Here is a 20,467-nt window from a genome sequence, read left to right on the forward strand (position 1 = left end):
CAGGCCCTGAGACAGCCCGTTCACCGTAGCGAGATTGGATAGCGTCAGGAAGGCGACGATATAAATGGCAACCAAGGTCAAAGAGAACGAAGACGCGGAAGTCGAACGCGACAGCGCAAGCGACGGCCCTCTTCTCGATCTTTCCGACGACGCGGTCAAGAAGATGATCAAGGCCGCCAAGAAGCGCGGCTATGTGACCATGGACGAGCTCAACGCGGTCCTGCCGTCCGAAGAAGTAACGTCCGAGCAGATCGAAGACACGATGTCGATGCTGTCCGACATGGGCATCAACGTCATCGAAGACGAGGAAGCCGAGGAAACCGGTGCTTCCGGCGGCAGCGATGACGACGACGCCGGCGGCGACGAGGAGAGCGAAGGCGGCGAACTCGCGCCTTCGAGCGGCACGGCGCTTGCGACCGCCAAGAAAAAAGAACCGACCGACCGTACCGACGATCCGGTTCGCATGTACCTGCGCGAGATGGGCTCGGTGGAGCTTCTGTCCCGCGAGGGCGAAATCGCGATCGCCAAGCGTATCGAGGCCGGCCGCGAGACGATGATCGCGGGTCTCTGCGAGAGCCCGCTGACCTTCCAGGCGCTGATCATCTGGCGCGACGAGCTCAACGAGGGCACGACGCTGCTGCGCGAGATCATCGATCTCGAAACGACCTATTCCGGCCCTGAAGCCAAGGCTGCGCCGCAGTTCCAGAGCCCGGAGAAGATCGAAGCTGATCGCAAGCTGGCAGAAGAGAAGGAAAAGACCCGTCGCGCCCGCTCCGGCGACGACGACATCACCGATGTCGGCGGCGAAGGCCTGCCTCCCGAGGAGGAGGAAGAGGACGAAGACGAATCCAACCTTTCGCTGGCTGCGATGGAAGCCGAGCTTCGCCCGCAGGTGATGGAGACGCTGGATACGATCGCCGAGACCTATAAGAAGCTGCGCAAGCTGCAGGACCAGCAGGTCGAGCAGCGGCTGTCGGCTTCCGGCACGCTGTCCACTGCCCAGGAGCGCCGTTACAAGGAACTCAAAGATGAGCTCATCAAAGCCGTCAAATCTCTGTCCTTGAACCAGAACCGCATCGACGCCCTCGTCGAGCAGCTCTACGACATCAACAAGCGCCTCGTTTCCAACGAGGGCCGCCTGCTGCGTCTGGCCGAATCCTACGGCGTCAAGCGCGACTCCTTCCTGGAGCAGTATCAGGGCGCCGAGCTCGACCCGAACTGGATGAAGTCGATCGGCAATCTGGCCGCTCGCGGCTGGAAGGAATTCGCCAGAGGCGAAAACACGACGATCCGCGACATTCGCCAGGAAATCCAGAATCTGGCGACCGAGACCGGCATCTCGATCTCGGAATTCCGCCGCATCGTTCATATGGTGCAGAAGGGTGAGCGCGAAGCGCGTATTGCCAAGAAGGAAATGGTCGAAGCGAACCTTCGCCTCGTCATCTCCATCGCCAAAAAGTACACGAACCGCGGCCTGCAGTTCCTCGACCTCATTCAGGAAGGCAATATCGGCCTGATGAAAGCGGTCGACAAGTTCGAATACCGCCGCGGTTACAAGTTCTCGACCTATGCGACATGGTGGATCCGTCAGGCGATCACCCGTTCGATCGCCGACCAGGCCCGCACGATCCGCATTCCGGTGCACATGATCGAGACGATCAACAAGATCGTCCGCACGTCGCGCCAGATGCTGCATGAGATCGGTCGCGAGCCGACGCCGGAAGAACTGGCCGAAAAGCTCGCCATGCCGCTCGAAAAGGTCCGCAAAGTCCTGAAGATTGCCAAGGAGCCGATCTCGCTCGAAACCCCGGTGGGCGACGAAGAGGATTCGCATCTCGGCGATTTCATCGAGGACAAGAACGCGCTGCTGCCGATCGACGCCGCCATCCAGGCGAACCTGCGCGAGACGACGACCCGCGTTCTCGCCTCGCTGACGCCGCGCGAAGAACGTGTTCTGCGCATGCGCTTTGGCATCGGCATGAACACCGACCACACGCTTGAAGAAGTCGGCCAGCAGTTCTCGGTCACCCGCGAACGTATCCGTCAGATCGAGGCGAAGGCGCTGCGCAAGCTGAAGCATCCGAGCCGCTCCAGAAAGCTGAGAAGCTTCCTCGACAGCTAGGGTTTCGGCGACGCCGTTCTGACTTTTGAAAAGCCGGGCTTCATGCCCGGCTTTTGCTTTTGTGATTAATACCAATGATCCCGGTGTCTTTCTTGTCCCTCCATGGTGACAAGCCTATAATCCGGCCACGGGGGAAGGCATCGATCGCGATGCATGAGCGAGGGCAGACGTGCGCTTGTGTGAACCAATCCTCCGCTAGATCCGGATAATTTAAGGCCTGACGGGCCTGAAATCTGAATCCGGCTCCACATCGAAGAAATAGAGCATGACGCCGTCCGAAAACCGCTGAGACTTTTCGGCACCATGTTCTGGGAGGTGCGACATGACCACTTACATTCTTTTGATCAATTGGACGGATCAGGGCATCCGCAATGTCCGCGACTCGGCAAAGCGGCTCGACGCCGCGAAGAAATTGCTCGCCGGCGTCGGCGGCTCCTTCAATCAGTTCTTTCTGACGATGGGCGGGCACGACATGGTCGCCGTCTGCGAGGCGCCCGATGACGCCGTCATGGCGCATTTTACCCTCTCGCTGGCGATGGGCGGCAATGTCCGCACGGAGACGCTGAAGGCATTTCCGGAAGCCGCCTATCGGGATCTCATCGGCTCGCTCGGTTAGCCGGAGCCGGAGATCGTCTATCTTGAAGGTTGCGGAGCGTTAGCTAATAACTCTCGTGCTGCTCGATCACGCGGTTTTTTTCTTTTGTGGCTTGATGCTGCCGGCTTTAGAGGCCACATCGCTGCTGTGACAGAAGAAGACGTAGAACCGGCGGAAGCGCAGCACGAAACGGGAAGGCAGCGGCCTGAAATCCGCTGGGGCGTCGTCGCGTCCGTTGCTGCCCATATTCCTATCGTTGCTCTTCTGATTTTCGGGCTGCCGAAGATCGAGCCGAAGCCTCCCGAAGACGAGAGTGTGAAGGTGGAACTCGTCCCGCCGCCGGAGGAGAAAAAGCCGGAGCCCAAGCCAAAGCCACCGGAGCCGAAGCCGCCGGAAGAGGCCAAGAAGGAACCACCACCGCCTCCGCCGCCTCCGCCGCCTCCGCCACCACCGGCGCCTTCGGAAGCTGCAAAGCCTCAGGCAGAACCTCCAAGGTCGCGCACTTTTCGTCCGGTGCTTGAATTTGCCGACAAGGATTCAGCGCCGAAAGAAAAGGCACAGGGAGAGCCGCAACGGGCGGAAGCACCAAAGCCACCAATTGCTAATGTAAAACCGGAGGAGGCACCGGTCGAGCCGCCGCAGCCCGAAAAGCCTCGAGTTTCGGAGACAATGACCGCGGCGAATCCGGTGCCTCAGGATATTGTGCTTCCACAGGTGGCGGCTGTTGAGGCTAATCCGGAAAAGAACGGGCCGGCTGCCACAGGACAGGATGAGGCAAAGACGAATTTCGCGCAGGCGAAGCCACCCGAGGACACAACGATGTCGGCGCCTTCGACGCCGCCGAAAGCCGAGGCCAAGGAGGCGGACGAAATGATCAAGGCGAAGACGCTGTTTTCCGAAAAGGCCATGGCCAGTCCGATGATCAAGACCGCGATCAGCAATCTGCCGCGAGGTGAGCGTATCAACCAGCTTTGCCAGACTGAACTCAGGCAGCAACTGATCCATTCGGCTGCGCAATATCAACCGCGTTGGCTACCTTCCTATTCACTTCTGAGCGGAAGTGTACTTGATGCACGGCGCGGGGCCTTCAAGAGCCGCAGTGAATGGTTTGAGGTCAGATTCAGGTGCGAAGTGGATAATGATGCGACGAAGGTTATATCCTTCGAGTATGATGTCGGAAATTCGGTTCCGCGCAGCGAATGGAAAAACCGTCGCTTTCCTGAAGACTAACGGGGAAAGAGTTCGACCACTGCAACAAGCCACGCGCAAGGAACCGCACATAGCCTCTTTTCATGGCCGTGATGATTCCGGTGAAGAAAAGGACAGATGATATGTCGAACGAGATCGAGCGTTTCTTTGAGCATCAGGACGAAGCCGTGAGCGCGCTGTTCCTGGAAAACAAGGGCGATGAGCTGACCGATATTCTGGTAGCCGCTCTGGAAGAGGCTTTCGAAATCCTTCTCGAAGCAGCACCCGCCGAAACCGTTCATTGAGGTCGCGGAGGCCCGTTCAGTCTGCCAATGTGCGCTGAGCGATTGCGCCGCTTGTGTTGTCCCGCCCTGTCGGGATAATGCGCCAGCATCAATGGCCTAGATATCATGTCGATTTTCCAAGAGGATCAACCGCCGTCGGCGGGCGCGCTCGATGCCCGTCTGGCCGGTTACCGGTTCGAGCGCGATGCGCTCGGCCGTTCTGCCGCGAGCGTTTTTCGGCTGGAAGCTCTCCGATTACCGACGCTTTATCTGAAGGTCGAAGAGGCCGGTGCTTTTGGCGAACTCGCTGATGAATCCGCCAGGCTTCGCTGGCTAAAGGCTTCCGGTCTGCCCTGTCCCGATGTCATTGCAGACGACAGCGACGGTGCGCGCAACCGGTTGCTGATCAACGCGCTGCTCGGGAGTGATCTCGCCAGTGCATCAGTGCTGACGCCGCTTGCGCGGGTCGAGCTGCTGGCTGCGGCACTTCTTGACCTGCATCGCCTGCCGATCGCATCCTGTCCCTTCGATCACCGGCTGGAGAGGCGTATCGCGGCGGCAAAAGCGCGGATGCAGGCCGGCATCGTCGACGAGACCGATTTCGATGAGACGCGGCTTGGAAAGAGTGCTGAGGCACTGTTTGCCGAACTCGAAAGCGGGAGGCCTGGCCGCGAGGATCTCGTCGTCACCCACGGCGACGCCTGCCTCCCGAATTTCATCGCGTCGGAAGAGGGATTTTCGGGTTATATCGACTGCAGTCGTCTCGGCGTCGCCGACCGCTATCAGGATATCGCGCTCGCCTGCCGGAGCATCGCCCACAATTTCGGCGAGGCGCTGGTGCAGGCCTTCCTTGATCGCTACGGCATGCCGGCCACGGATTCGACCAGACTCGACTATTACCAGCTGCTCGACGAATTCTTCTAGGCAGGCATCTTAGCCGCCACGATTGCGTCATCTCAAGGTGGCTGGCAGAGTGGCCGGCGATTGGACCTGCGGGCAGATGATGGCCAAAAACCAGTTCAGGATGCTGCGCTCGGCGTTATCAGGCGTCGAAGCGGTGGAGGCGGAAACGCATCACAGCTTTGCGCGTCATACGCATGAGCAGTTCGGCATCGGTTTGATGTCCGCCGGGGCGCAGTCGTCGCTCAGTGGCCGCGGCATGGTGGAGGCTGAGGCCGGCGACATCATCACGGTCAATCCAAACGAGGTGCACGACGGGGCGCCGATCGGAGAGGGGCGGTCGTGGCGTATCCTCTATTTCGATCCCGCCATCGTCACCGGTCTGTCGCGAGAGATCAGCGAAAGCGGCGCGGCGCGGTCGGAAATCCCGCATCCCGTCATTCGCAATGCGGCGATCGCCGCCCGCTTCGAAACGCTGTTTGGCGCGGTGACCGGCGCTAGGGCGGCGGCGGAGTTGCTCCGCGAGGAACTGCTTCTGCAGCTCGTCGCCGATGTCATGCGGGAGCGCTGTGATACCGAAGAGCGGCCACCGGTGCCGGCGCCGATCCGCGCGGCCCGAGATCTGATCGACGACGATCCGCTTGCCGCCGTCTCTCTTGCCGATCTCTCTAGGGAAAGCGGGCTCAGCCGCTTCCAGGTGCTGCGCGGTTTTGCCAAGGCGACCGGCCTGACGCCGCATGCCTATCTCGTCCAGGCCCGCATCCACATCGCCCGGCGGCTGATTGCTCAGGGAATGCCACTTGCGGAAGCGGCCTTTGCCAGCGGCTTTGCCGATCAGAGCCACATGACGCGGGTTTTCGTGCGCAAATACGGTCTGTCGCCGCGCCTCTATGCCGGCGCCTTTCTCTGAGCAGCTTCTTTGCAGCTGCAATTTCGTTCAAGACCCCGACAGGCTCCTGCTGTTTTCTCGGCGCATCCAACAGGAGGCGCTGAATGTCGAGGCAGGTTCAAGGTTATGTCTATCTGGCGCTGGCGATGCTGACGGTCGGAAGCACCGTCATCGCCAGCAAACTCATCGCATCGGGTCTGCCGCCGTTCAGCGCCACCGCATTGCGCTTCGCCATCGCCTTTCCTGTCCTTCTCCTGCTGATGCGGGCGACCGGTGCCCGGCTGCCGAAACTCTCCAGGCAAGACCGCCTCATCCTTGTCATTCAGGCCGGGGCCGGCAGTGTCGGTTATACGACGCTGCTGATCTCCGGCCTCAGCCTGACCTCGGCGGCCGATGCCGGCGTCATCATCGGCACGTTGCCGGTGGTATCGACTGCAATCTCCATCCTGCTGCTGCGCGAACGGCCGCAGCCCGCCCTGCTTCTGGCCGTGGCGCTTGCGACGGCAGGTGTACTTTCGATCGCCTCCACGCCGGATGCGGCCGGAGGGGCGCTCTCCGGCAATGTGCTGATCTTCCTGGCCGTCGTCTGCGAGGGGTTGTTCATCCTGCTGAACAAAAGATTGAAGACGGAGATTGCGCCGCTTGCACAGTCGACGCTGATGGCCGGCATCGGTTTCATCGTCGCCGCCATCCCGGCGATTTTCGAAGCGCCTTTCGCACATGGTATTTCCACAAGCGCTTTGGGCGCCGTCGTCTATTATGCGCTGGTTCCGACTGTCGGCGGATTTCTGCTGTGGTATGCGGGAGCAGAAAGGGTGAGCGGCACGGAAGCCGCGCTTTTCACCGCGCTGGCCCCGGTTTCCGCCGTGACGCTTGCGTTCGCCATCCTTGGCGAGCCAGTCGGGCTCAACCAGATCGCCGGCATCGCCTGCGTGCTTGCGGCCGTGCTCGGGCTTGCCTTTGCCGAGAGTCGTAGAATGAAACTTGCCGGGGGAAGATAGACCATGCAGTTCAGCCATTCCGATGCCATATGGCAGGCCTTTCCGGAGCTTCGCGCCGGCGCGCTCCATGCGGGAGGGATCCATGGGGATGCCGATGTCGAGGCGGCGATCGCGGGCTTCAACGCGCTCGCCGAGGCCCGGCTAGCCAAAGCGCAGGAAAGCGAATTTCCCGAGATCCAGGCTTGGCGGCGCGGCTTTTCCCGCATGGGGCTGAAGCCGACACAATATCGCTGCGCGTCCGAGGCGCTGCTGCGCCGCTTCCGCCAGGAGCATGCGCTGCCGCGCCTACATCCGCTTATCGATCTCTGCAACGCGATTTCGCTCGCCTTCGCCATTCCGATCGCCGTCTTCGACGTCGAAAGGATCACTGGCGATCTCCAGGTCCGGCGGGCGAGGGGTGACGAGACATATCTGACCTTTGGCGGCGAAGTCGAATATCCCGAGCCAAACGAGGTGATCTTCGCAGATGGCGGGGAGAACGCGCATGCGCGGCGTTGGACGAACCGGCAGAGCGGGCTTTCGGCGGTGCGGGAGACGACGCGCTCGGTCCTGATCGTTGCCGAGGCCCTGCACGCCTCCGCCAGCGACGACATCGCCAGGCTGATCGAAACAGTTGCGGATGCGCTTGTACGGCACTGGCCGGCGGCGCCGAAGATGGCGATGCTGAGCCTGGCATCGCCACGTTTCGAATTCCGAGGATTTGAGGCTCACGACGCTTGATGTCTTGGGCCGGCGACATGTCCGCCCTATCTCAGTGGGATCGATACCTCCTGGAGACGAATCCCCATGTCAGAAAAGATGTCAGATAAGTCGATCAAGATTCCGGGGCCGGATCATCCGATCAGCGTCGAGCACAATCCCTCCCGCGTCGTCGTCACGCTCGGCGGCAAGACGATTGCCGATACCCGCAATGCGCTGACGCTGCGCGAGGCCTCCTATCCGCCGGTGCAATATATTCCGCGCAAGGATGTCGACATGTCGCTGCTTCAGCGCACCGACCACGCCACCCATTGCCCCTATAAGGGCGACGCTTCCTACTACAGCATCATTCCGGGCGGCGAGCGCTCGAAGAATGCCGTCTGGACCTACGAGGCGCCGAATGCGGCGGTCAGCAGCATCAAAGACCATCTTGCCTTCTATCCCGACCGTGTCGACGGCATCGAGGAAATGGCCTCTCCGGAAGCCGGCGCCTTCTGACGCGGCATCGAAGCCGTTCCGGCGGAACATGTTCGCCGCGGAACCGTTAGCGTTATCTAGCCGGGGATGTGTGGTGCCGAAATTCTACTTTCAGCTTTTCGATCGGGATGGCGTCGGGGCGACCGAGACGGGATATGATTTCGACTCTGTCGAGGCTGCGAAAGCGGAGGCGCGGCGCGTTCTCGCGGAAATGGCCGCCGAAGGCTTGCCGGCTGCACCTTTGAATATGCTGTCGGTGGAACTGTTCGATGAAAGCCGGCGGCCGCTGGCAGAAATCCGGCTGATTCTCGAAGAAATTTCGAAATAGCCGTGATCGGCGTGCATGCCTTGAGTAGCCCGATCGAGCCGAAGCAATCGAAAGACTATGTCAAAGTTAATTGCCGGCTATGAGGGCGGGTCTTAGCGTCTCGCATCACAATCGACCGAGTCGGATTGATGCGTATGTGTGAGCGGCGGCAGCCCTTAAACGGCGGCCGCTATCGTAAGACGTCGAGCCATTCATTGCTGAAGACGAGACTGGCAACCGTGACAGGAACGCCCTTCTCGTTGCGAACGGTGACGGCGATCGTCATACGATCACCCGCGGGCAGTTCGTCACGGGCCACATCCAGCAGGATGCGGGTCACCTCTTTCGGAATGTCTTCACGAGATCTGAGCTCGGTGCCGTGCTCGTCGCGCGTGGGACCTTCGCCGTTGTGTAGATCGAAATAGTAGCGAGCCATGTTTTTTCCTGCGCGTCACAGGGAGAAATCACAGATGAAGACAATTGTTCCGAGGCTAGAGCCTTTCCCGGTCAGATTGCAGCATTCTGTTGGCTCAAACGGAGTCGGATGGTCGACCGGCCGGCGCGCGTCGTAGCCCAGCTCTACGGCCAAGCCGGCCGATCGATCAGCCGGCCCGTTTCAGCCAACAGAATGCTGCAATCTGACCAGAAAAGGCTCTAGGCATTGATTCTTATAGAAAATACAGGTCGCATCGAAATGGTCCGGAACTTTTGCGATATCGGCGGGCAAGGCCATGATTGAATCTCTGCTGCTGAACCTTGGAAGCCGCGATGTGCTATCGGCCGAGGAGGAAAGCCATCTCAGAGCGATCATCGTCAAAGACAGGCACTTCGTTGCCGGAGAGGATCTCGTCTCCGAAGGAAGCCGTCCGACCTACAGCACGCTGCTGCTCGATGGCTTTGCGGCGCGCTACAGGCTGATGGCCGATGGCAGTCGCCAGATCACCGCGCTGCACGTCGCTGGCGATTTTGTCGATCTGCACGCTTTCCCGATCAAGAAGATGGACCATGGCGTCGTTGCGATGTCGTCCTGTCACGTCGCTTTCGCCGATCATGCCGATCTCAAGGCGATCACCGAAGGCATGCCGCATCTGACCCGGCTGCTCTGGCTCGATACGTTGGTCGACGGCGCCATCCACCGCGAGCGGATCGTTGCCATGGGCCGGCGTTCCAAGCGCGCCCATATCGCTCACCTCGTCTGCGAACTCTTCGTGCGGCTGCAGGTGGTGAAGCGGACGCGCGGCGCAAGCTTCCACTTTCCGTTGACGCAGATCGAGATGGCCGACGTCCTCGGCGTTTCCGTCGTCCACCTCAACAAGACATTGCAGGCGCTGAGACGCGAGGGCGTGTTCACCTGGGAGAACCGAACGATCACCATCGTCGATTGGGAACGTCTGCAGGAGATCGCGGAATTCGATCCCGGTTATCTCAGCATCTCCAGGGAGCCGCGCTAAAGGTTGTGCGAGGCGGGCCGAGGCATGGCACAATCCGGTGACGGCAGCTCATTCCGATTGACAAGCCATCTATTCCAGCACCTCCAACCAGCTCGGCGAATTTGAATCCGGCATGATGGCGGCAGCCCGGGCCGGTTGCCACCGGCGTTGTCGGCGGGCTCGGCACGATCGTCGTCGTCGCCCTGTGGATGCGGCTCTTCCCGGATCTCACCAAGGTCAAGACGCTGCAGGGCTAGCGTATCTATACGCGTTGAAAGCGGCGACCGCTCCCGTTAGGTTCGGCCCGAAACATCATTCGGCGGAGCCGCGCGTGACGACAAATTTTCTATCCTATGTGCTTGCAGCGTTTTTTACCTCGGTGCCGGCCGTGGCGCTGGCCGAGTGGCAGGCGGTCGAAGAAGTGCGGCCCTATTCGATATCAGGCACGTCGGGGGCCGGGCTCTATGCATCGATCGGCGAGCGTGGGCCGAAGGCGGGCGGCTTCGGCCGGGCAATCGCGCATACGACGTTCAAGCTGACCTGGACCAGGAAATACGAACCGCAGGCAAATGCCTGCGTGATCGTGACCAACCGGCCGAAGCTCATCATCACCTATACGCTGCCGAAACCATCTGCTGCGCTGCCAGCCGCCGTGAAGAGCAGCTGGGAGGGCTTCATATCAGGGGTGCAGGCGCATGAGCGGGTGCATGGCGAGACCATCAAGGAGATGGTCAAGGAAATCGAGGCGATGAGCATCGGCCTCACCGTTGCCGACGATCCCGATTGCAAGAAGATCAGAATCGAGCTGACCCGCCGGCTCGGCGAGATCTCGCAAAGACAGCGCCAGCGCGGCCGCGACTTCGACAAGATCGAAATGGGTGATGGCGGCAATATCCAGCAGCTCATCCTCAAACTGGTGAATGGGCCGTGATTGGAGTCGGAGAGGTGAGATCGATGCAGATGGCTGGCGAAGCCTCCAGATTAAGGGCCCAACAGGTTGGTGGGACTACCGGTTTCATTGCGTGGGCTCTGTCATAATCCATTATTTGGACAGCCACTGAAAATGGCATCTCTCCCGCGCCCTGATCATAGCGGCTGATTGTCTTGATGAATTTCCCTGAAGTCTTCGATATCCAGATGTCGATTGCCGCACTCCATTTGTAACGGTGCCAGTATGCGGAATAGTGAAAAGCCAGGCCTTCTTCGGTTTGCGAGTTCCCGAGCTCTTTACAAGACGTAAAGATTGGCAGCCCCGAATTTGCATCGAGAGGGGTACGAATGGGCAGCCGCTTATCTTCATCCCAGACACCATTTTCGATTCTGGAATAGAAGACACCGTCTATCGCCCGCGCCTCCATGTAAGGTCTGAGATGACCATCTTCTTGCAACTCCGATACAGTAAAGCTGTAGCGCCCGCTATTGTGGGTGTTTTCGTATGCACGGTTAACGGCATAGCAGGATTTATCCTCCCCTTTGAACGCTTGCAGATGAAAAGAGCGACTATCTTCCGCGCCCAGAACGGTTGCGATTTGGATCAGAGTTAAACAAAAAACGGATGCAGCAATAACACGCATGGGAAACCTGCGGATGAAATGACGGGTAGAATCTGAAGATTTCTACTTATACGTCACATTGATATCGGTGCAATTTCCTACTTCGCGATTTCGTACTATCGACCGCGAAAATCTGTAAGTGCTTCGTCCCTGGACCTGTCCGGCCGCTCTCCTATCTTTCTCTGCTGACAAGTGCAAAGGGGGAGCGAGATGTCCTACGTCGATGGTTTCATCGTGGCGGTTCCGAAGGGGAATATCGAGGCCTACAAGGAATTCTCGACCTTCGCCGGCTCGATCTGGAAGGAATATGGCGCGCTCGAATATGTCGAATGTATCGGCGATGACGTGCCCTATGGCGAGTTGACCTCCTTTCCCCGCGCCGTGCAGGCGAAGGAGGACGAGGTGGTGGTGTTTTCCTGGATCGTCTACGGCTCGCGCCAGGAGCGCGACGATATCAATGCCAAGGTGATGGATGATCCCAGGCTCAAGGGCGACCAGTGGCAGATGCCCTTCGACGGCAAGCGGATGATCTACGGCGGCTTCGAGACGCTGCTCAGGCTCTGAAGCTTGACTTTCAAACTCTGCCGCCGCTCAGGAATGACGATGTGCATGCAAGACTTTAGGCCAGGCGCGCGAATGGCAGGATGCTTGGCCTCCCATGTTCCCTTCTGCCTTGCGCGAGCGCATAATCGCTCCGCGGGGCTCGGCAGGCTACCGGCTGCCACCGTGGGGGGACGGACATGCAGCGACGTGATTTCATCAAGGGACTGATCGTGCTTGGCGCCTGCCCGGCCTGTGCCGGTGCTGGCTTTGCCGCCGAAGGTGCGCATTGGAGCTATGAGGGCCAGTCAGGCCCGGACCACTGGGGCGCGATGGCGCCGGAGAATACCGCCTGTTCAGCCGGTTCGCAGCAATCGCCGCTCGATCTGACGGGTGCTGTCAAGGCGGAGCTTCCGCCAATTGCGATCGACTGGAAGGCTGGCGGCAGGATCGTCAACAACGGCCACACGATACAGGTCAACATGCCCGGTGGCAGCAGGCTTTCGCGGGCCGGTAACAGCTACGAGCTGCTGCAATATCATTTCCATGCGCCGAGCGAACATCATGTCGACGGCAGGAGCTTCCCGATGGAGGCGCATTTCGTCCACAGGCACAAGGAAACCGGCACGCTTGGGGTGCTTGGTGTATTCGTGACACCGGGTGCCGCCAATCCCGGCTTCTCGCGGCTGGCGGCCGCCTTTCCTAAAACGGCAGGCGGCGAGGCTGCGGTCGATGTCAACCCGAACGGGCTGCTGCCGAAAGAGCTCACCTATTGGTCCTATGAGGGGTCGCTGACGACGCCGCCTTGCAGCGAGATTGTCGATTGGATGGTGCTCAGGCAGCCGATCGAGACCGACGAGAACGATATAAGCGCCTTCACGACGCTCTATCCGATGAATGCCCGGCCGGTGCTTGCCGCCAACCGGCGCTTCATCCTTTCTTCTTTCTGAAGCGGTCAGTGGTTTGCCCGCGCAAGCTTGACTTGCACGCGCAAGCTTGACTTGCGCCAGTCAACGCGCCAACTCGCGAGAGATGTCATCTCGAAGCGGGAGAGCGCCTTGCCTCAGACGATCCTCACCTTGTCCACGCGCGGACAGGGCCTTTACGAGTTCACGCACCAGGCGGAGGCCTTCGTCAGCGCGTCGGGGCGGGAGGAGGCGCTTCTGACCGTCTTCGTACGCCACACATCCTGTTCGCTGCTCATTCAGGAAAATGCCGATCCCGACGTGCGTACCGATCTTCTCTCCTTCTTCCGCCGCCTCGTGCCTCCGGCCTCCGATCCCGACATGGGCTGGATCGTGCATAGGGCCGAAGGGCCGGACGACATGCCGGCGCATATCAAGGCGGCGCTGACGCAGGTCTCGATCGGCATTCCCGTCGCCAGGGGGCGGCTGATGCTCGGCACCTGGCAGGGCCTTTATCTTTTCGAGCATCGCGACCGGCCGCATCGGCGGGAAGTCGTGTTGCATCTCAGCTCCTGAAATCGGTTAATTCTTGTGAATGCAAACTGAATGCCCGGTTCGAACGCCGTTCAGTTTGCTGCGTTTACTGTCGAGACAATCCCTGAAGGGAGAGCTTGGAATACCAATCGACGGAGACATCCCATGACGCATTTCCTGACCAAGGCTTCGCTTGCCGCTCTGCTCGCCCTCTGCACCATTCCGGCCACTGTTTCCACGGCGGCCGCCGCCGGACCGCAGACGAACTTCGTCGTCGAGGCGCAATATCATCGTCCGATCCGCGGCTGCTCGCCGATGCACGCGGTGCGCAAGGCGCGTGATTTCGGCCTGCGGAGAGCCCACATCACCCGCATGTCGCCGCGGGTCGTCGTCGTTGCCGGGCGCGACCGCCGCGGCTGGGACAGGATCACCTTCGCGAATGTCCGCGGCTGCCCGCTGATCCGGCGCTGAGGACTGCAGCCGGAGGCGCCGATGCGGCGCTTCCGGTCTGTTTTTGCCTTGACGGTGACACTTTCAGCCGTCTCTTCTCTGACCTGTATGAGTGATTCCCAAATGACGCTTCGGCGTCATGCGGATTAATGGGGAGGGCGGCTTGACCGGCCCGACTTTCAAACGAAAAGGTTTTTCGATGATGCAGTTTCTGGCAAAGGCGGGTCTTGCCGTCATGCTGACAGCCGGCACCCTGGCCGGTACGGTGGCCCCGGCCGCCGCCCAGTTGAATATCATTATTGGCGAGCCGGACCGTGGTCCGCCGCAGGATTACCGCCGTCCGCCTCCGGGCCCGGGCTACGGCCGGCCGTCGCGCGGCTGCAATCCGCAGCTCGCCGAAAACCTCGCCCGGGACTACGGCTTTCGTCGCGCCCGCGTCGTCGACATCACCCCGCGCCGCGTGATCGTCCAGGGCTGGACGCGTCGCGGCCCTGATGAAATGAGCTTCGGCAATGTGCGCGGTTGCCCCGCCCTGCGCCGCCGCTAATCGTTGGAAGAATACGCCGCCCCGTCTCCCCGATGCGGCGGCCACAACCGCCTTTGCCAGTCTCCCCGATCGGCAAGGGCGGTTTTCTTTTTGAAAATCTTTTTACAGCCCCGCGCGTCTGAAAAGACGCGCGGCGTTGTCATGTTTACTGCTCGATCGCGAAGGTCACGGTGACGCTGACATTGTAGTTATTCTCGCCGCCCTGGACGGGAACGGCAGCGTCGGAGGCCTCTTTCATCATCGTAGCGCGATAGGCCGGCTGCGGCATCGCGCGCGGCACATTCTCGTTGATCTCGAGAATGCGGCCAAGCTTGACGCCGGCGGCTTCGCTCAGCGTCTTTGCCCTCTTGACGGCATCGGCGACCGCGGCCTTGCGTGCCTCTTCGAAGGCGGCGTCCGGCTTGTCGTTGGTGAACTGGATTTCGCCGCCCTGGTTGATGCCGAGGCTGACGGACTGGTCGATCACCGCGCCGAGCTTGGCGAGATCGCGCAGCCTGACGGTGACGGAATTGATGGTCTGGTAGCCGATCAGCTGCGGCTGCTGCTGCTGGCCGTCGACCGGCTGCGGATAATTGTATTGCGGCTGGATGGAAAAGCCGGAGGTCTGCAGATCTCGCTCGGCGATGCCGCCGCTCTTCAGCGCGGCAAGTACGTCGTTCATCGCCTTGTTATTCTCGTCGAGCGCTTCGCGGGCGGTTTTCGCCTGTTTGACGACGGCGAGATTGACGACGGCCATATCGGGAGCGACGGAGGATTCGCCATCGCCGGTCACCGAAATCACCGGCTCGCGCGGCTTTGCCTCCTGCGCGAAGGCGGGCGCTGAGGCGGCGAGCGGCAGCGCCAGAAGGGCGGTCATCAGGACAGTTTTGGTATAGATCGGCGCCATGTTTTCATTCCTTGGTTGTCGTTTCCCGGAACAGCTTTCTGTCGGTTGATTGTGAAGCTATTACGGCGAGAAAAGACAGGCGCATGCGTAGCGAGAGAAAAATCTGCGGGGGCATGCGTTTGGGCTGAACCCGGAGGGCGTCCGCCGCCCGTTAGAAGCCGAAACGGCTGGACCGGAACCGACGGCTCGCTATCATATGGCGATCATCGACGACGAGGAAACAATGTTCGAAACGCTCGATCCCGTCCCGTCCGAGATCGCCACCGCGATTTCCGATGGCCTGAACGCCTTCAACGAGAGCGCTGAGATCAGACGCGAGGCCTTCGCCATCGTCTGGCGGGAAAACGGAAGGCTTATCGCCGGAATAACGGCGTCCGTTTCCTTCTCGATTCTTTTCATCGGCAATCTGTGGGTCGCGCAATCGCTGCGCCTGAGCGGCATCGGCCGGAAACTGATGGCGGCGGCGGAAGAAGAAGGCCGCCGCCGCGCGGCGGTCGCGGCCTGCGTCGACACACTCTCGACCCAGGCGCCGGATTTTTACCCGAGGCTCGGATACGTCGAATTCGGCAGGGTCAGCGGGCATGCCGGAGGCCGGCCCGTTGACCGGATCTGGTTCCGGAAGGAATTTTCCGCCGCGGCTTGATCAGAAGCCGCTGGCGGCTTCCCATCAGATATCAACTGAAATGACATTGGAGGACGTATCGCGGGAGCAGACGAGTCTGTTGACTCGCCAATTGTCCTACTAGGCGCCGAAATCGTCCATGAAGGATGGGTGGATGGCGGGCTTGCGCTCTTCGCGTGCGTCGCGAATGCGCTGGGGAACCGCACCGAGACCGGCGACGAAGCGGGTCAGGAGATTGCGGTGGAAAAGTTTCTGTATGGCACTCATGGCAGTTCACTCATTCTTTTTTTTGTTAGCCGGCAGCATATATTTTGCCCAGACTGCCGTAACAATGGGCAATTTTGCATGACAGTTATGTGACAGTGCATGGCTTGAGGGTGGCTGGCCTAAAAGGTGATCACATTGGCGTTAGAAGGGGCCGCCGGGGGCGGTCGGCTGCTATAAATCCTCGTCGGTAATCGCCGTGGGTGGTAGATTGCCCGCTTGGGGTAAAACCAGCCCCTCCGAAGGAGAAGCTCAGATGAACCGATTTTTCGCATTTGTCGCGACCGGAACGCTGATCAGCCTTGCCACGATCATTTCGGGCTGCACATCGTCCGGAAGCGTCGACCAGACGTCGTCGATCGGCGGCGGTTATTATGAGCGTCAGCCGCTTAATCCGGCGTGTGGGGGTGGGTTCAGGCCGAGCGATGGGCGTTCTTGTAGCTATTAGAAATGTGCGCAGATCGGGCATGACGCCGTGCTAACAGCTGCACGGACGATCAGGAAACGCCCGCCGCCGAGGTCGGTTACCCGCTTGGGCCGTACCGCAATGAACATCACCACCTTGAACTCCTGCTTGGCGTCCAAGGTTATCACTCAGTGAAGCCCTTGCAGTCTGTTTCGCCGCTCTGCCAGCAGTTCATTTTGAACCAAATTCCTGGCATTGTCCGAAAGACCATTTGGCCCGAGCAGACCAAGTTCGGTAAACCGCGCTTCAATTTCCTTAGGAATGCTATCCGCTTCGTGTTGGCAAAGGCGCACGAGCCACTTCCATTCGTCGCTAGTCATATCCCTGTGTACGACCATGAATTGCTACTCCTCCCGAGAACAACGACTTCCATTAATAAGTACCACAACTTCTATCGAAAGGCAGGTGGCTCGACGATCAGGCTGATCATACGCGTATCAATCCGCAAAGCGCTGCACGAACGCGAAGTTTCCGATCATTCTCAATAAATCTCGACCAGCCGATGGTTGGCAACCGTGGTGCATACTCCTTGTCGCAGTCTCACGCGACGATCAGCACGAACTCGCTTCCTAGCCCTCAGGCGTAGGCAGAAAATCAACGCACCGATCCTTCTGCCGTATCGGCGTTTCGTCCTGCTGTGAGGGTTTCTAGAGGAAATTGCCGTCAGTGACGGCCACCCCATCGTCAAAAGACAATCGCGACTTTTTAGGGATAGCCGCGCAAGCCGGACTTTTATTTGCGTACTGTCGTCCGGATCAGGATGATCTCGAAGCGCTCCTGCTTTGCAAAGAAATCGAGCATGCTTCGAAGCGGCTTAAGGGAGCTTCGAAAGGTTTCCGAAATTCCGGAACCTCCTGTCAAAATTGCGGAAATTGGCGTCCGGCTAAAGGAGATTGATTTGAACCACTTAATGCAAAAGATGGTGGGCCCGGAGGGACTCGAACCCCCAACCAAGCGGTTATGAGCCGCCGGCTCTAACCATTGAGCTACAGGCCCTTGGCGCCGTGTCCGGCGCTTGGGTGCCGGGGCAATGGTTCCCGCAGCACGGTTTCCGCTCTAACGCAAATCCGAGGGAGCCACAAGCGGGGAGCGCACGCATCTGTGGACGATGCATAATTCGTGGGCAGCCACTGGAACCTTCTGGCGCGGGCTACACTTACTCAAGTCACATCCGCATGAAGAGGGCGATCGCAGATGGTGGCTTCGAACAGTGCCGTGGTGCTCATCGTGGAGGATGAGCCGCTGATCCGGTTCAATATCCTCGATGTGCTGGAGGATGTCGGTCATGTGGTGCTGGAGGCGGCCAACGCCGACGAGGCTCTGGTGGTGCTGAAGGGCAGGCAGGATGTCGATATCCTGTTCACCGACGTTAATATGGCCGGGTCGATGGATGGTCTCCAACTTGCCAAGCGGGTGCGAGCGATGCGGCCGAATATCGGCATCATCATCACCTCGGGCATGGTGCGGCTCGATCCGATGGCGCTGCCCGCCAATACCGCCTTCCTGCCGAAGCCTTATCTGCACGACACGCTGATTTCAACGATCGATACGCTGATGACGTAAACACGCCGCGCAGCCGCAAAACGGGGACTGTTTTTGCGGCTGCGCGCGAGGCGCCGGGAGACTTGCTCGTCTTCAGGCGGGGCGGAGGGGAACCACACCCTCAGCTGAAGCTGCTCTTCAGCGCCTCGTTCTCGTGATGGGCCTTCTTCTCGTAGATCGTGAACAGCGCCATCGAAAGGAGATAGGAGAGGAAGGGATCCCCTATCTGCGTGGCGATGTCGCGGGATGCGAGAACATGGCGCTCCAGCGCGCCGATATCCTTCTGCATTGCGGTCTGCGGGGCGGTTTCAGCGAGGCGGTTCATGCTGCCATCTCCAGGAATTGGGTCACGACCGAGCGGGCCGGCACGTGCCTGACATAAAGGGGTAGGGTGAGGCCGAGGGCGGCGCGCATCTTGCGCAGCACCCGGTCCGATACTTCGAAGGCGCCGCAGCAGACGGGGTATTTGCCGTAGCCGTCTGCACGGCCGAGTTCTTCCACTTCGGCGCCGGCGCGCTTGTAGACGCGCTTGAGGTAGGGCTCGTAGTTGGAAATCATCGTATGGATGCCGTGATCGAGCGCGCATTCGCAAAGCGCAAGCAGCATCATGGAGAAGGCGCGACCGGCATCGACATTGGAGAAATCCTTGGCGATCGCCTCCTCGTCAATGCACATGCGCGTGCCTTCCCAGATGCCGGGGGCGATAAGATTGGCGGCATCTGGAAAAGTCTCGCGGAAGACATCGTAGAGAAGGGTCGGGCCGGTCGTCGGCATCAGGCGCATCCCGCCATAGAGGCGGGTGCGGCTATCGTTGCACCAGACGAGATAGGCGGGGGCGAGCGAATCGTAGCTGTCGCGTTCGTAAGGGCCGATGACGGGAACGTCCCAGCCGAGCGTATCGGCGAAGACCTTCTTGCGCAGGCGAAACATCTGGTCGAGTACGGCAGCGTATTTCTGATACTCATGTGCCTGAATGATAACGAACATTTTGCCCTCCAGCGTTTTCAAGTTCGTGGAAAGCACAATGGTTCAAGCGGGCCGGTTCGGAAATTCCCTCAGATGGGCCCCCTCAAATGAGGGGGGCAGAGCATGTCGCGCAAAAGTGTGCAGCGGTTTTGCGAGAACGACATGCGCCAACAAAGACCTAGGGATTGATGATGCGCAATTGCACGGCCCGGGAGGCGGCGGCCGAGATCGTGGCGCAGCCGAGCTTGAAGCGGGCGGTCTTCAGATAATCGCGCGTCGTGTGCTCCGATATGCCGAGGATGACCGAAATATCCTTGTAGTCCTTGCCCAGCGCCGTCCAGTGCAGACACTCGATCTCGCGCGGCGACAATGACGGCACCGGATCGTTCTCGCCGTGCAGCTCATAGACGGCCTTGCGGTGGATCAGATGGGCGATCTCGATCCATTCGTTGCGGCAGCGGCGGACGAGTTCGGCCCATTCGTCGGCCGGTATGCGGGCATTCAGCGACAACAGCGCGCGGCGCTGCGCCTTGTCGGCGACGGGAATGGAGTAGCCGTTGCCGCCGATACCGTGCTTCTGGGCATCGACCAACATGGCATAGGCCTCCGGCGTCGGCTCGACCTCGCTCCAGTCGAAGGGCAACTGGCGTTCGAAGCCCTGTTTGACGATCGGATCGACCTTCACATAGCTGTTCAAGAGGTAGCGGGAGACCCAGGCATCCGGATAGGTGGTGCGCACGAAGGGCGAATCGATCTTGGCCGCGATCGTCTGGGCGAGATGGTAGGTGACGAAATCGAGGCCATATTCCGCCTGGAGAATGCGGATGGCGGCATCCACATTGGCCGCAGCCTTGATCTGTTCGAAAGCGGACTCGAATTTTTCGCTGTAGGTATTCTCAATCATTTCCACTGCCCCAATCCCCTCAATCCTACCGCGAGGGCTGTCATAAATACAAGGCATCCCCACATATGCGGGGAATGACAATCCGGGTCCCATCTGCTAGCGCCTTTCATGAGGAGACCTCATATGGACAGCAAGAGACCATTCGCGATTGCCGAATGCCAACAGGCCGCCAAGGGCCTGAAATCCAGCTGGCAGGACATGGCAGGCTCCGAAGCGCTGATCCGCGCCCTCGTTGCCGAACGCAACGGCGACACGCCGCTGGCGCTATTCTGGACCGAGGTCCACCGTGCGCTCTGCCAGGAAAACAGCCCCTTCTGATAATCGGCTTTCACGAAAGGCTCGGGCTTTTCTCCTTGGCTAAACAGCGCACCACCCGGGCACGGCAGCAAAGAAGTC

At 60.0% G+C, this 20,467-nt stretch carries 29 protein-coding genes, 1 tRNA gene and 1 pseudogene; 22 read left to right on the forward strand and 9 right to left on the reverse strand.

Annotation, left to right across the window (positions count from 1 at the left end):
• The first annotated feature begins 64 nt into the window (after positions 1 to 64).
• The 10 genes from rpoD to RWJ89_RS03490 all read left to right on the forward strand — a co-directional run bounded on the left by rpoD (position 65) and on the right by RWJ89_RS03490 (position 8,483).
• Positions 65 to 2,122, forward strand: a complete 2,058-nt coding sequence (gene rpoD / locus RWJ89_RS03445; protein ID WP_131664637.1) for an RNA polymerase sigma factor RpoD — start codon at positions 65 to 67, stop codon at positions 2,120 to 2,122.
• Positions 2,123 to 2,444: 322 nt separating this feature from the next.
• Entirely contained in the window at positions 2,445 to 2,738 is a 294-nt protein-coding gene (locus RWJ89_RS03450; RefSeq protein WP_017965212.1) for a GYD domain-containing protein, read from the forward strand.
• Between the two features lie 84 nt (positions 2,739 to 2,822).
• A complete protein-coding gene (locus RWJ89_RS03455) occupies positions 2,823 to 3,947 on the forward strand; it encodes a DUF930 domain-containing protein (RefSeq protein WP_316030583.1) in 1,125 nt (374 codons plus the stop codon).
• 101 nt (positions 3,948 to 4,048) lie between these two features.
• Positions 4,049 to 4,210, forward strand: coding sequence for a hypothetical protein (locus RWJ89_RS03460; protein ID WP_164986508.1), 162 nt, complete (start codon positions 4,049 to 4,051; stop codon positions 4,208 to 4,210).
• A 105-nt stretch (positions 4,211 to 4,315) separates the two neighbouring features.
• Positions 4,316 to 5,113: an APH(3') family aminoglycoside O-phosphotransferase gene (locus RWJ89_RS03465; RefSeq protein WP_316030584.1), complete on the forward strand. Its 798-nt coding sequence runs from the start codon at positions 4,316 to 4,318 to the stop codon at positions 5,111 to 5,113.
• 79 nt (positions 5,114 to 5,192) lie between these two features.
• Positions 5,193 to 5,999 carry a helix-turn-helix transcriptional regulator gene (locus RWJ89_RS03470; RefSeq protein WP_132610321.1) on the forward strand — a complete coding sequence of 269 codons (807 nt, stop codon included), beginning with the start codon at positions 5,193 to 5,195 and terminating at the stop codon, positions 5,997 to 5,999.
• Positions 6,000 to 6,082: 83 nt separating this feature from the next.
• Positions 6,083 to 6,979, forward strand: a complete 897-nt coding sequence (locus tag RWJ89_RS03475; protein ID WP_132610244.1) for a DMT family transporter — start codon at positions 6,083 to 6,085, stop codon at positions 6,977 to 6,979.
• A 3-nt stretch (positions 6,980 to 6,982) separates the two neighbouring features.
• Positions 6,983 to 7,699: a B3/B4 domain-containing protein gene (locus RWJ89_RS03480; protein WP_316030585.1), complete on the forward strand. Its 717-nt coding sequence runs from the start codon at positions 6,983 to 6,985 to the stop codon at positions 7,697 to 7,699.
• A 78-nt stretch (positions 7,700 to 7,777) separates the two neighbouring features.
• Positions 7,778 to 8,176, forward strand: a complete 399-nt coding sequence (locus RWJ89_RS03485; protein WP_077978853.1) for a DUF427 domain-containing protein — start codon at positions 7,778 to 7,780, stop codon at positions 8,174 to 8,176.
• A 73-nt stretch (positions 8,177 to 8,249) separates the two neighbouring features.
• Positions 8,250 to 8,483 (forward strand): DUF6894 family protein, encoded by a 234-nt coding sequence (locus tag RWJ89_RS03490; RefSeq protein WP_025395393.1) that lies wholly within the window; start codon positions 8,250 to 8,252, stop codon positions 8,481 to 8,483.
• 169 nt (positions 8,484 to 8,652) lie between these two features.
• Here RWJ89_RS03490 and RWJ89_RS03495 read toward each other — a convergent pair whose 3' ends face one another.
• Positions 8,653 to 8,898 (reverse strand): DUF6894 family protein, encoded by a 246-nt coding sequence (locus RWJ89_RS03495; protein WP_131664646.1) that lies wholly within the window; start codon positions 8,896 to 8,898, stop codon positions 8,653 to 8,655.
• 295 nt (positions 8,899 to 9,193) lie between these two features.
• Between RWJ89_RS03495 and RWJ89_RS03500 the strand changes: the two genes are divergently transcribed.
• The 3 genes and pseudogenes from RWJ89_RS03500 (at position 9,194) to RWJ89_RS03510 (ending at position 10,823) form a co-directional block, all read left to right on the forward strand.
• Complete coding sequence (locus RWJ89_RS03500; RefSeq protein ID WP_131664647.1) at positions 9,194 to 9,913, forward strand: Crp/Fnr family transcriptional regulator; 720 nt, start codon at positions 9,194 to 9,196, stop codon at positions 9,911 to 9,913.
• Between the two features lie 76 nt (positions 9,914 to 9,989).
• Positions 9,990 to 10,149, forward strand: a pseudogene (locus RWJ89_RS03505) (MFS transporter); the annotation flags it as partial.
• A gap of 74 nt (positions 10,150 to 10,223) precedes the next feature.
• Positions 10,224 to 10,823, forward strand: coding sequence for a DUF922 domain-containing Zn-dependent protease (locus RWJ89_RS03510; RefSeq protein WP_131664648.1), 600 nt, complete (start codon positions 10,224 to 10,226; stop codon positions 10,821 to 10,823).
• Here RWJ89_RS03510 and RWJ89_RS03515 read toward each other — a convergent pair.
• Positions 10,801 to 11,466, reverse strand: a complete 666-nt coding sequence (locus tag RWJ89_RS03515) for a hypothetical protein (protein WP_316029360.1) — start codon at positions 11,464 to 11,466, stop codon at positions 10,801 to 10,803. The two genes, RWJ89_RS03510 and RWJ89_RS03515, sit on opposite strands and share 23 nt — an antisense overlap.
• A 189-nt stretch (positions 11,467 to 11,655) precedes the next feature.
• Here RWJ89_RS03515 and RWJ89_RS03520 point away from each other — a divergent pair, with 189 nt between their 5' ends.
• The 5 genes from RWJ89_RS03520 (at position 11,656) to RWJ89_RS03540 (ending at position 14,421) form a co-directional block, all read left to right on the forward strand.
• Positions 11,656 to 12,009, forward strand: a complete 354-nt coding sequence (locus tag RWJ89_RS03520) for a DUF1428 domain-containing protein (protein WP_130763676.1) — start codon at positions 11,656 to 11,658, stop codon at positions 12,007 to 12,009.
• Between the two features lie 176 nt (positions 12,010 to 12,185).
• Positions 12,186 to 12,935 (forward strand): carbonic anhydrase, encoded by a 750-nt coding sequence (locus tag RWJ89_RS03525; RefSeq protein ID WP_168284028.1) that lies wholly within the window; start codon positions 12,186 to 12,188, stop codon positions 12,933 to 12,935.
• A gap of 108 nt (positions 12,936 to 13,043) precedes the next feature.
• On the forward strand, positions 13,044 to 13,466 hold the full coding sequence (locus RWJ89_RS03530; RefSeq protein WP_222010281.1) for a secondary thiamine-phosphate synthase enzyme YjbQ: 423 nt from the start codon (positions 13,044 to 13,046) through the stop codon (positions 13,464 to 13,466).
• 123 nt (positions 13,467 to 13,589) lie between these two features.
• A complete protein-coding gene (locus RWJ89_RS03535) occupies positions 13,590 to 13,895 on the forward strand; it encodes a hypothetical protein (protein WP_003541573.1) in 306 nt (101 codons plus the stop codon).
• A 178-nt stretch (positions 13,896 to 14,073) separates the two neighbouring features.
• A complete protein-coding gene (locus RWJ89_RS03540; RefSeq protein ID WP_011652868.1) occupies positions 14,074 to 14,421 on the forward strand; it encodes a hypothetical protein in 348 nt (115 codons plus the stop codon).
• Positions 14,422 to 14,566: 145 nt separating this feature from the next.
• Here the strand turns inward: RWJ89_RS03540 and RWJ89_RS03545 are convergent, their stop codons facing one another.
• Positions 14,567 to 15,307, reverse strand: a complete 741-nt coding sequence (locus RWJ89_RS03545) for an SIMPL domain-containing protein (protein ID WP_316030586.1) — start codon at positions 15,305 to 15,307, stop codon at positions 14,567 to 14,569.
• A 196-nt stretch (positions 15,308 to 15,503) separates the two neighbouring features.
• Between RWJ89_RS03545 and RWJ89_RS03550 the strand changes: the two genes are divergently transcribed.
• Positions 15,504 to 15,950, forward strand: coding sequence for a GNAT family N-acetyltransferase (locus tag RWJ89_RS03550; protein WP_131664651.1), 447 nt, complete (start codon positions 15,504 to 15,506; stop codon positions 15,948 to 15,950).
• A 99-nt stretch (positions 15,951 to 16,049) separates the two neighbouring features.
• On the opposite strand, the gene RWJ89_RS03555 is transcribed toward RWJ89_RS03550, so the two are convergent.
• The gene (locus tag RWJ89_RS03555) at positions 16,050 to 16,196 is read right to left on the reverse strand and encodes a hypothetical protein (protein ID WP_018242953.1); all 147 of its coding nucleotides are present in this window, start codon (positions 16,194 to 16,196) and stop codon (positions 16,050 to 16,052) included.
• A 253-nt stretch (positions 16,197 to 16,449) separates the two neighbouring features.
• Between RWJ89_RS03555 and RWJ89_RS03560 the strand changes: the two genes are divergently transcribed.
• Complete coding sequence (locus tag RWJ89_RS03560) at positions 16,450 to 16,641, forward strand: hypothetical protein (protein ID WP_077978844.1); 192 nt, start codon at positions 16,450 to 16,452, stop codon at positions 16,639 to 16,641.
• A 146-nt stretch (positions 16,642 to 16,787) separates the two neighbouring features.
• On the opposite strand, the gene RWJ89_RS03565 is transcribed toward RWJ89_RS03560, so the two are convergent.
• Together RWJ89_RS03565 and RWJ89_RS03570 are read right to left on the reverse strand one after the other, a co-directional pair.
• Complete coding sequence (locus RWJ89_RS03565) at positions 16,788 to 16,997, reverse strand: hypothetical protein (protein ID WP_012558428.1); 210 nt, start codon at positions 16,995 to 16,997, stop codon at positions 16,788 to 16,790.
• Positions 16,998 to 17,579: 582 nt separating this feature from the next.
• Positions 17,580 to 17,655, reverse strand: a tRNA-Ile gene (locus RWJ89_RS03570).
• Positions 17,656 to 17,853: 198 nt separating this feature from the next.
• Between RWJ89_RS03570 and RWJ89_RS03575 the strand changes: the two genes are divergently transcribed.
• On the forward strand, positions 17,854 to 18,222 hold the full coding sequence (locus RWJ89_RS03575) for a response regulator (RefSeq protein ID WP_131664652.1): 369 nt from the start codon (positions 17,854 to 17,856) through the stop codon (positions 18,220 to 18,222).
• A 100-nt stretch (positions 18,223 to 18,322) separates the two neighbouring features.
• On the opposite strand, the gene RWJ89_RS03580 is transcribed toward RWJ89_RS03575, so the two are convergent.
• From RWJ89_RS03580 to RWJ89_RS03590, 3 genes are all read right to left on the reverse strand, one after another.
• Complete coding sequence (locus RWJ89_RS03580; RefSeq protein WP_131664653.1) at positions 18,323 to 18,526, reverse strand: hypothetical protein; 204 nt, start codon at positions 18,524 to 18,526, stop codon at positions 18,323 to 18,325.
• Positions 18,523 to 19,188: an acyl-homoserine-lactone synthase gene (locus tag RWJ89_RS03585; protein ID WP_003541559.1), complete on the reverse strand. Its 666-nt coding sequence runs from the start codon at positions 19,186 to 19,188 to the stop codon at positions 18,523 to 18,525. Before RWJ89_RS03585 ends, RWJ89_RS03580 begins: the two co-directional genes overlap by 4 nt.
• A 157-nt stretch (positions 19,189 to 19,345) precedes the next feature.
• Positions 19,346 to 20,071: a LuxR family transcriptional regulator gene (locus tag RWJ89_RS03590; RefSeq protein WP_020050903.1), complete on the reverse strand. Its 726-nt coding sequence runs from the start codon at positions 20,069 to 20,071 to the stop codon at positions 19,346 to 19,348.
• Positions 20,072 to 20,194: 123 nt separating this feature from the next.
• Between RWJ89_RS03590 and RWJ89_RS03595 the strand changes: the two genes are divergently transcribed.
• Positions 20,195 to 20,389 carry a hypothetical protein gene (locus RWJ89_RS03595; RefSeq protein ID WP_131664654.1) on the forward strand — a complete coding sequence of 65 codons (195 nt, stop codon included), beginning with the start codon at positions 20,195 to 20,197 and terminating at the stop codon, positions 20,387 to 20,389.
• Positions 20,390 to 20,467 lie beyond the last annotated feature (78 nt).

It is taken from the genome of Rhizobium sp. 10PS4 (assembly GCF_032464805.1).
GTDB classification, from domain to species: domain Bacteria; phylum Pseudomonadota; class Alphaproteobacteria; order Rhizobiales; family Rhizobiaceae; genus Rhizobium; species Rhizobium laguerreae.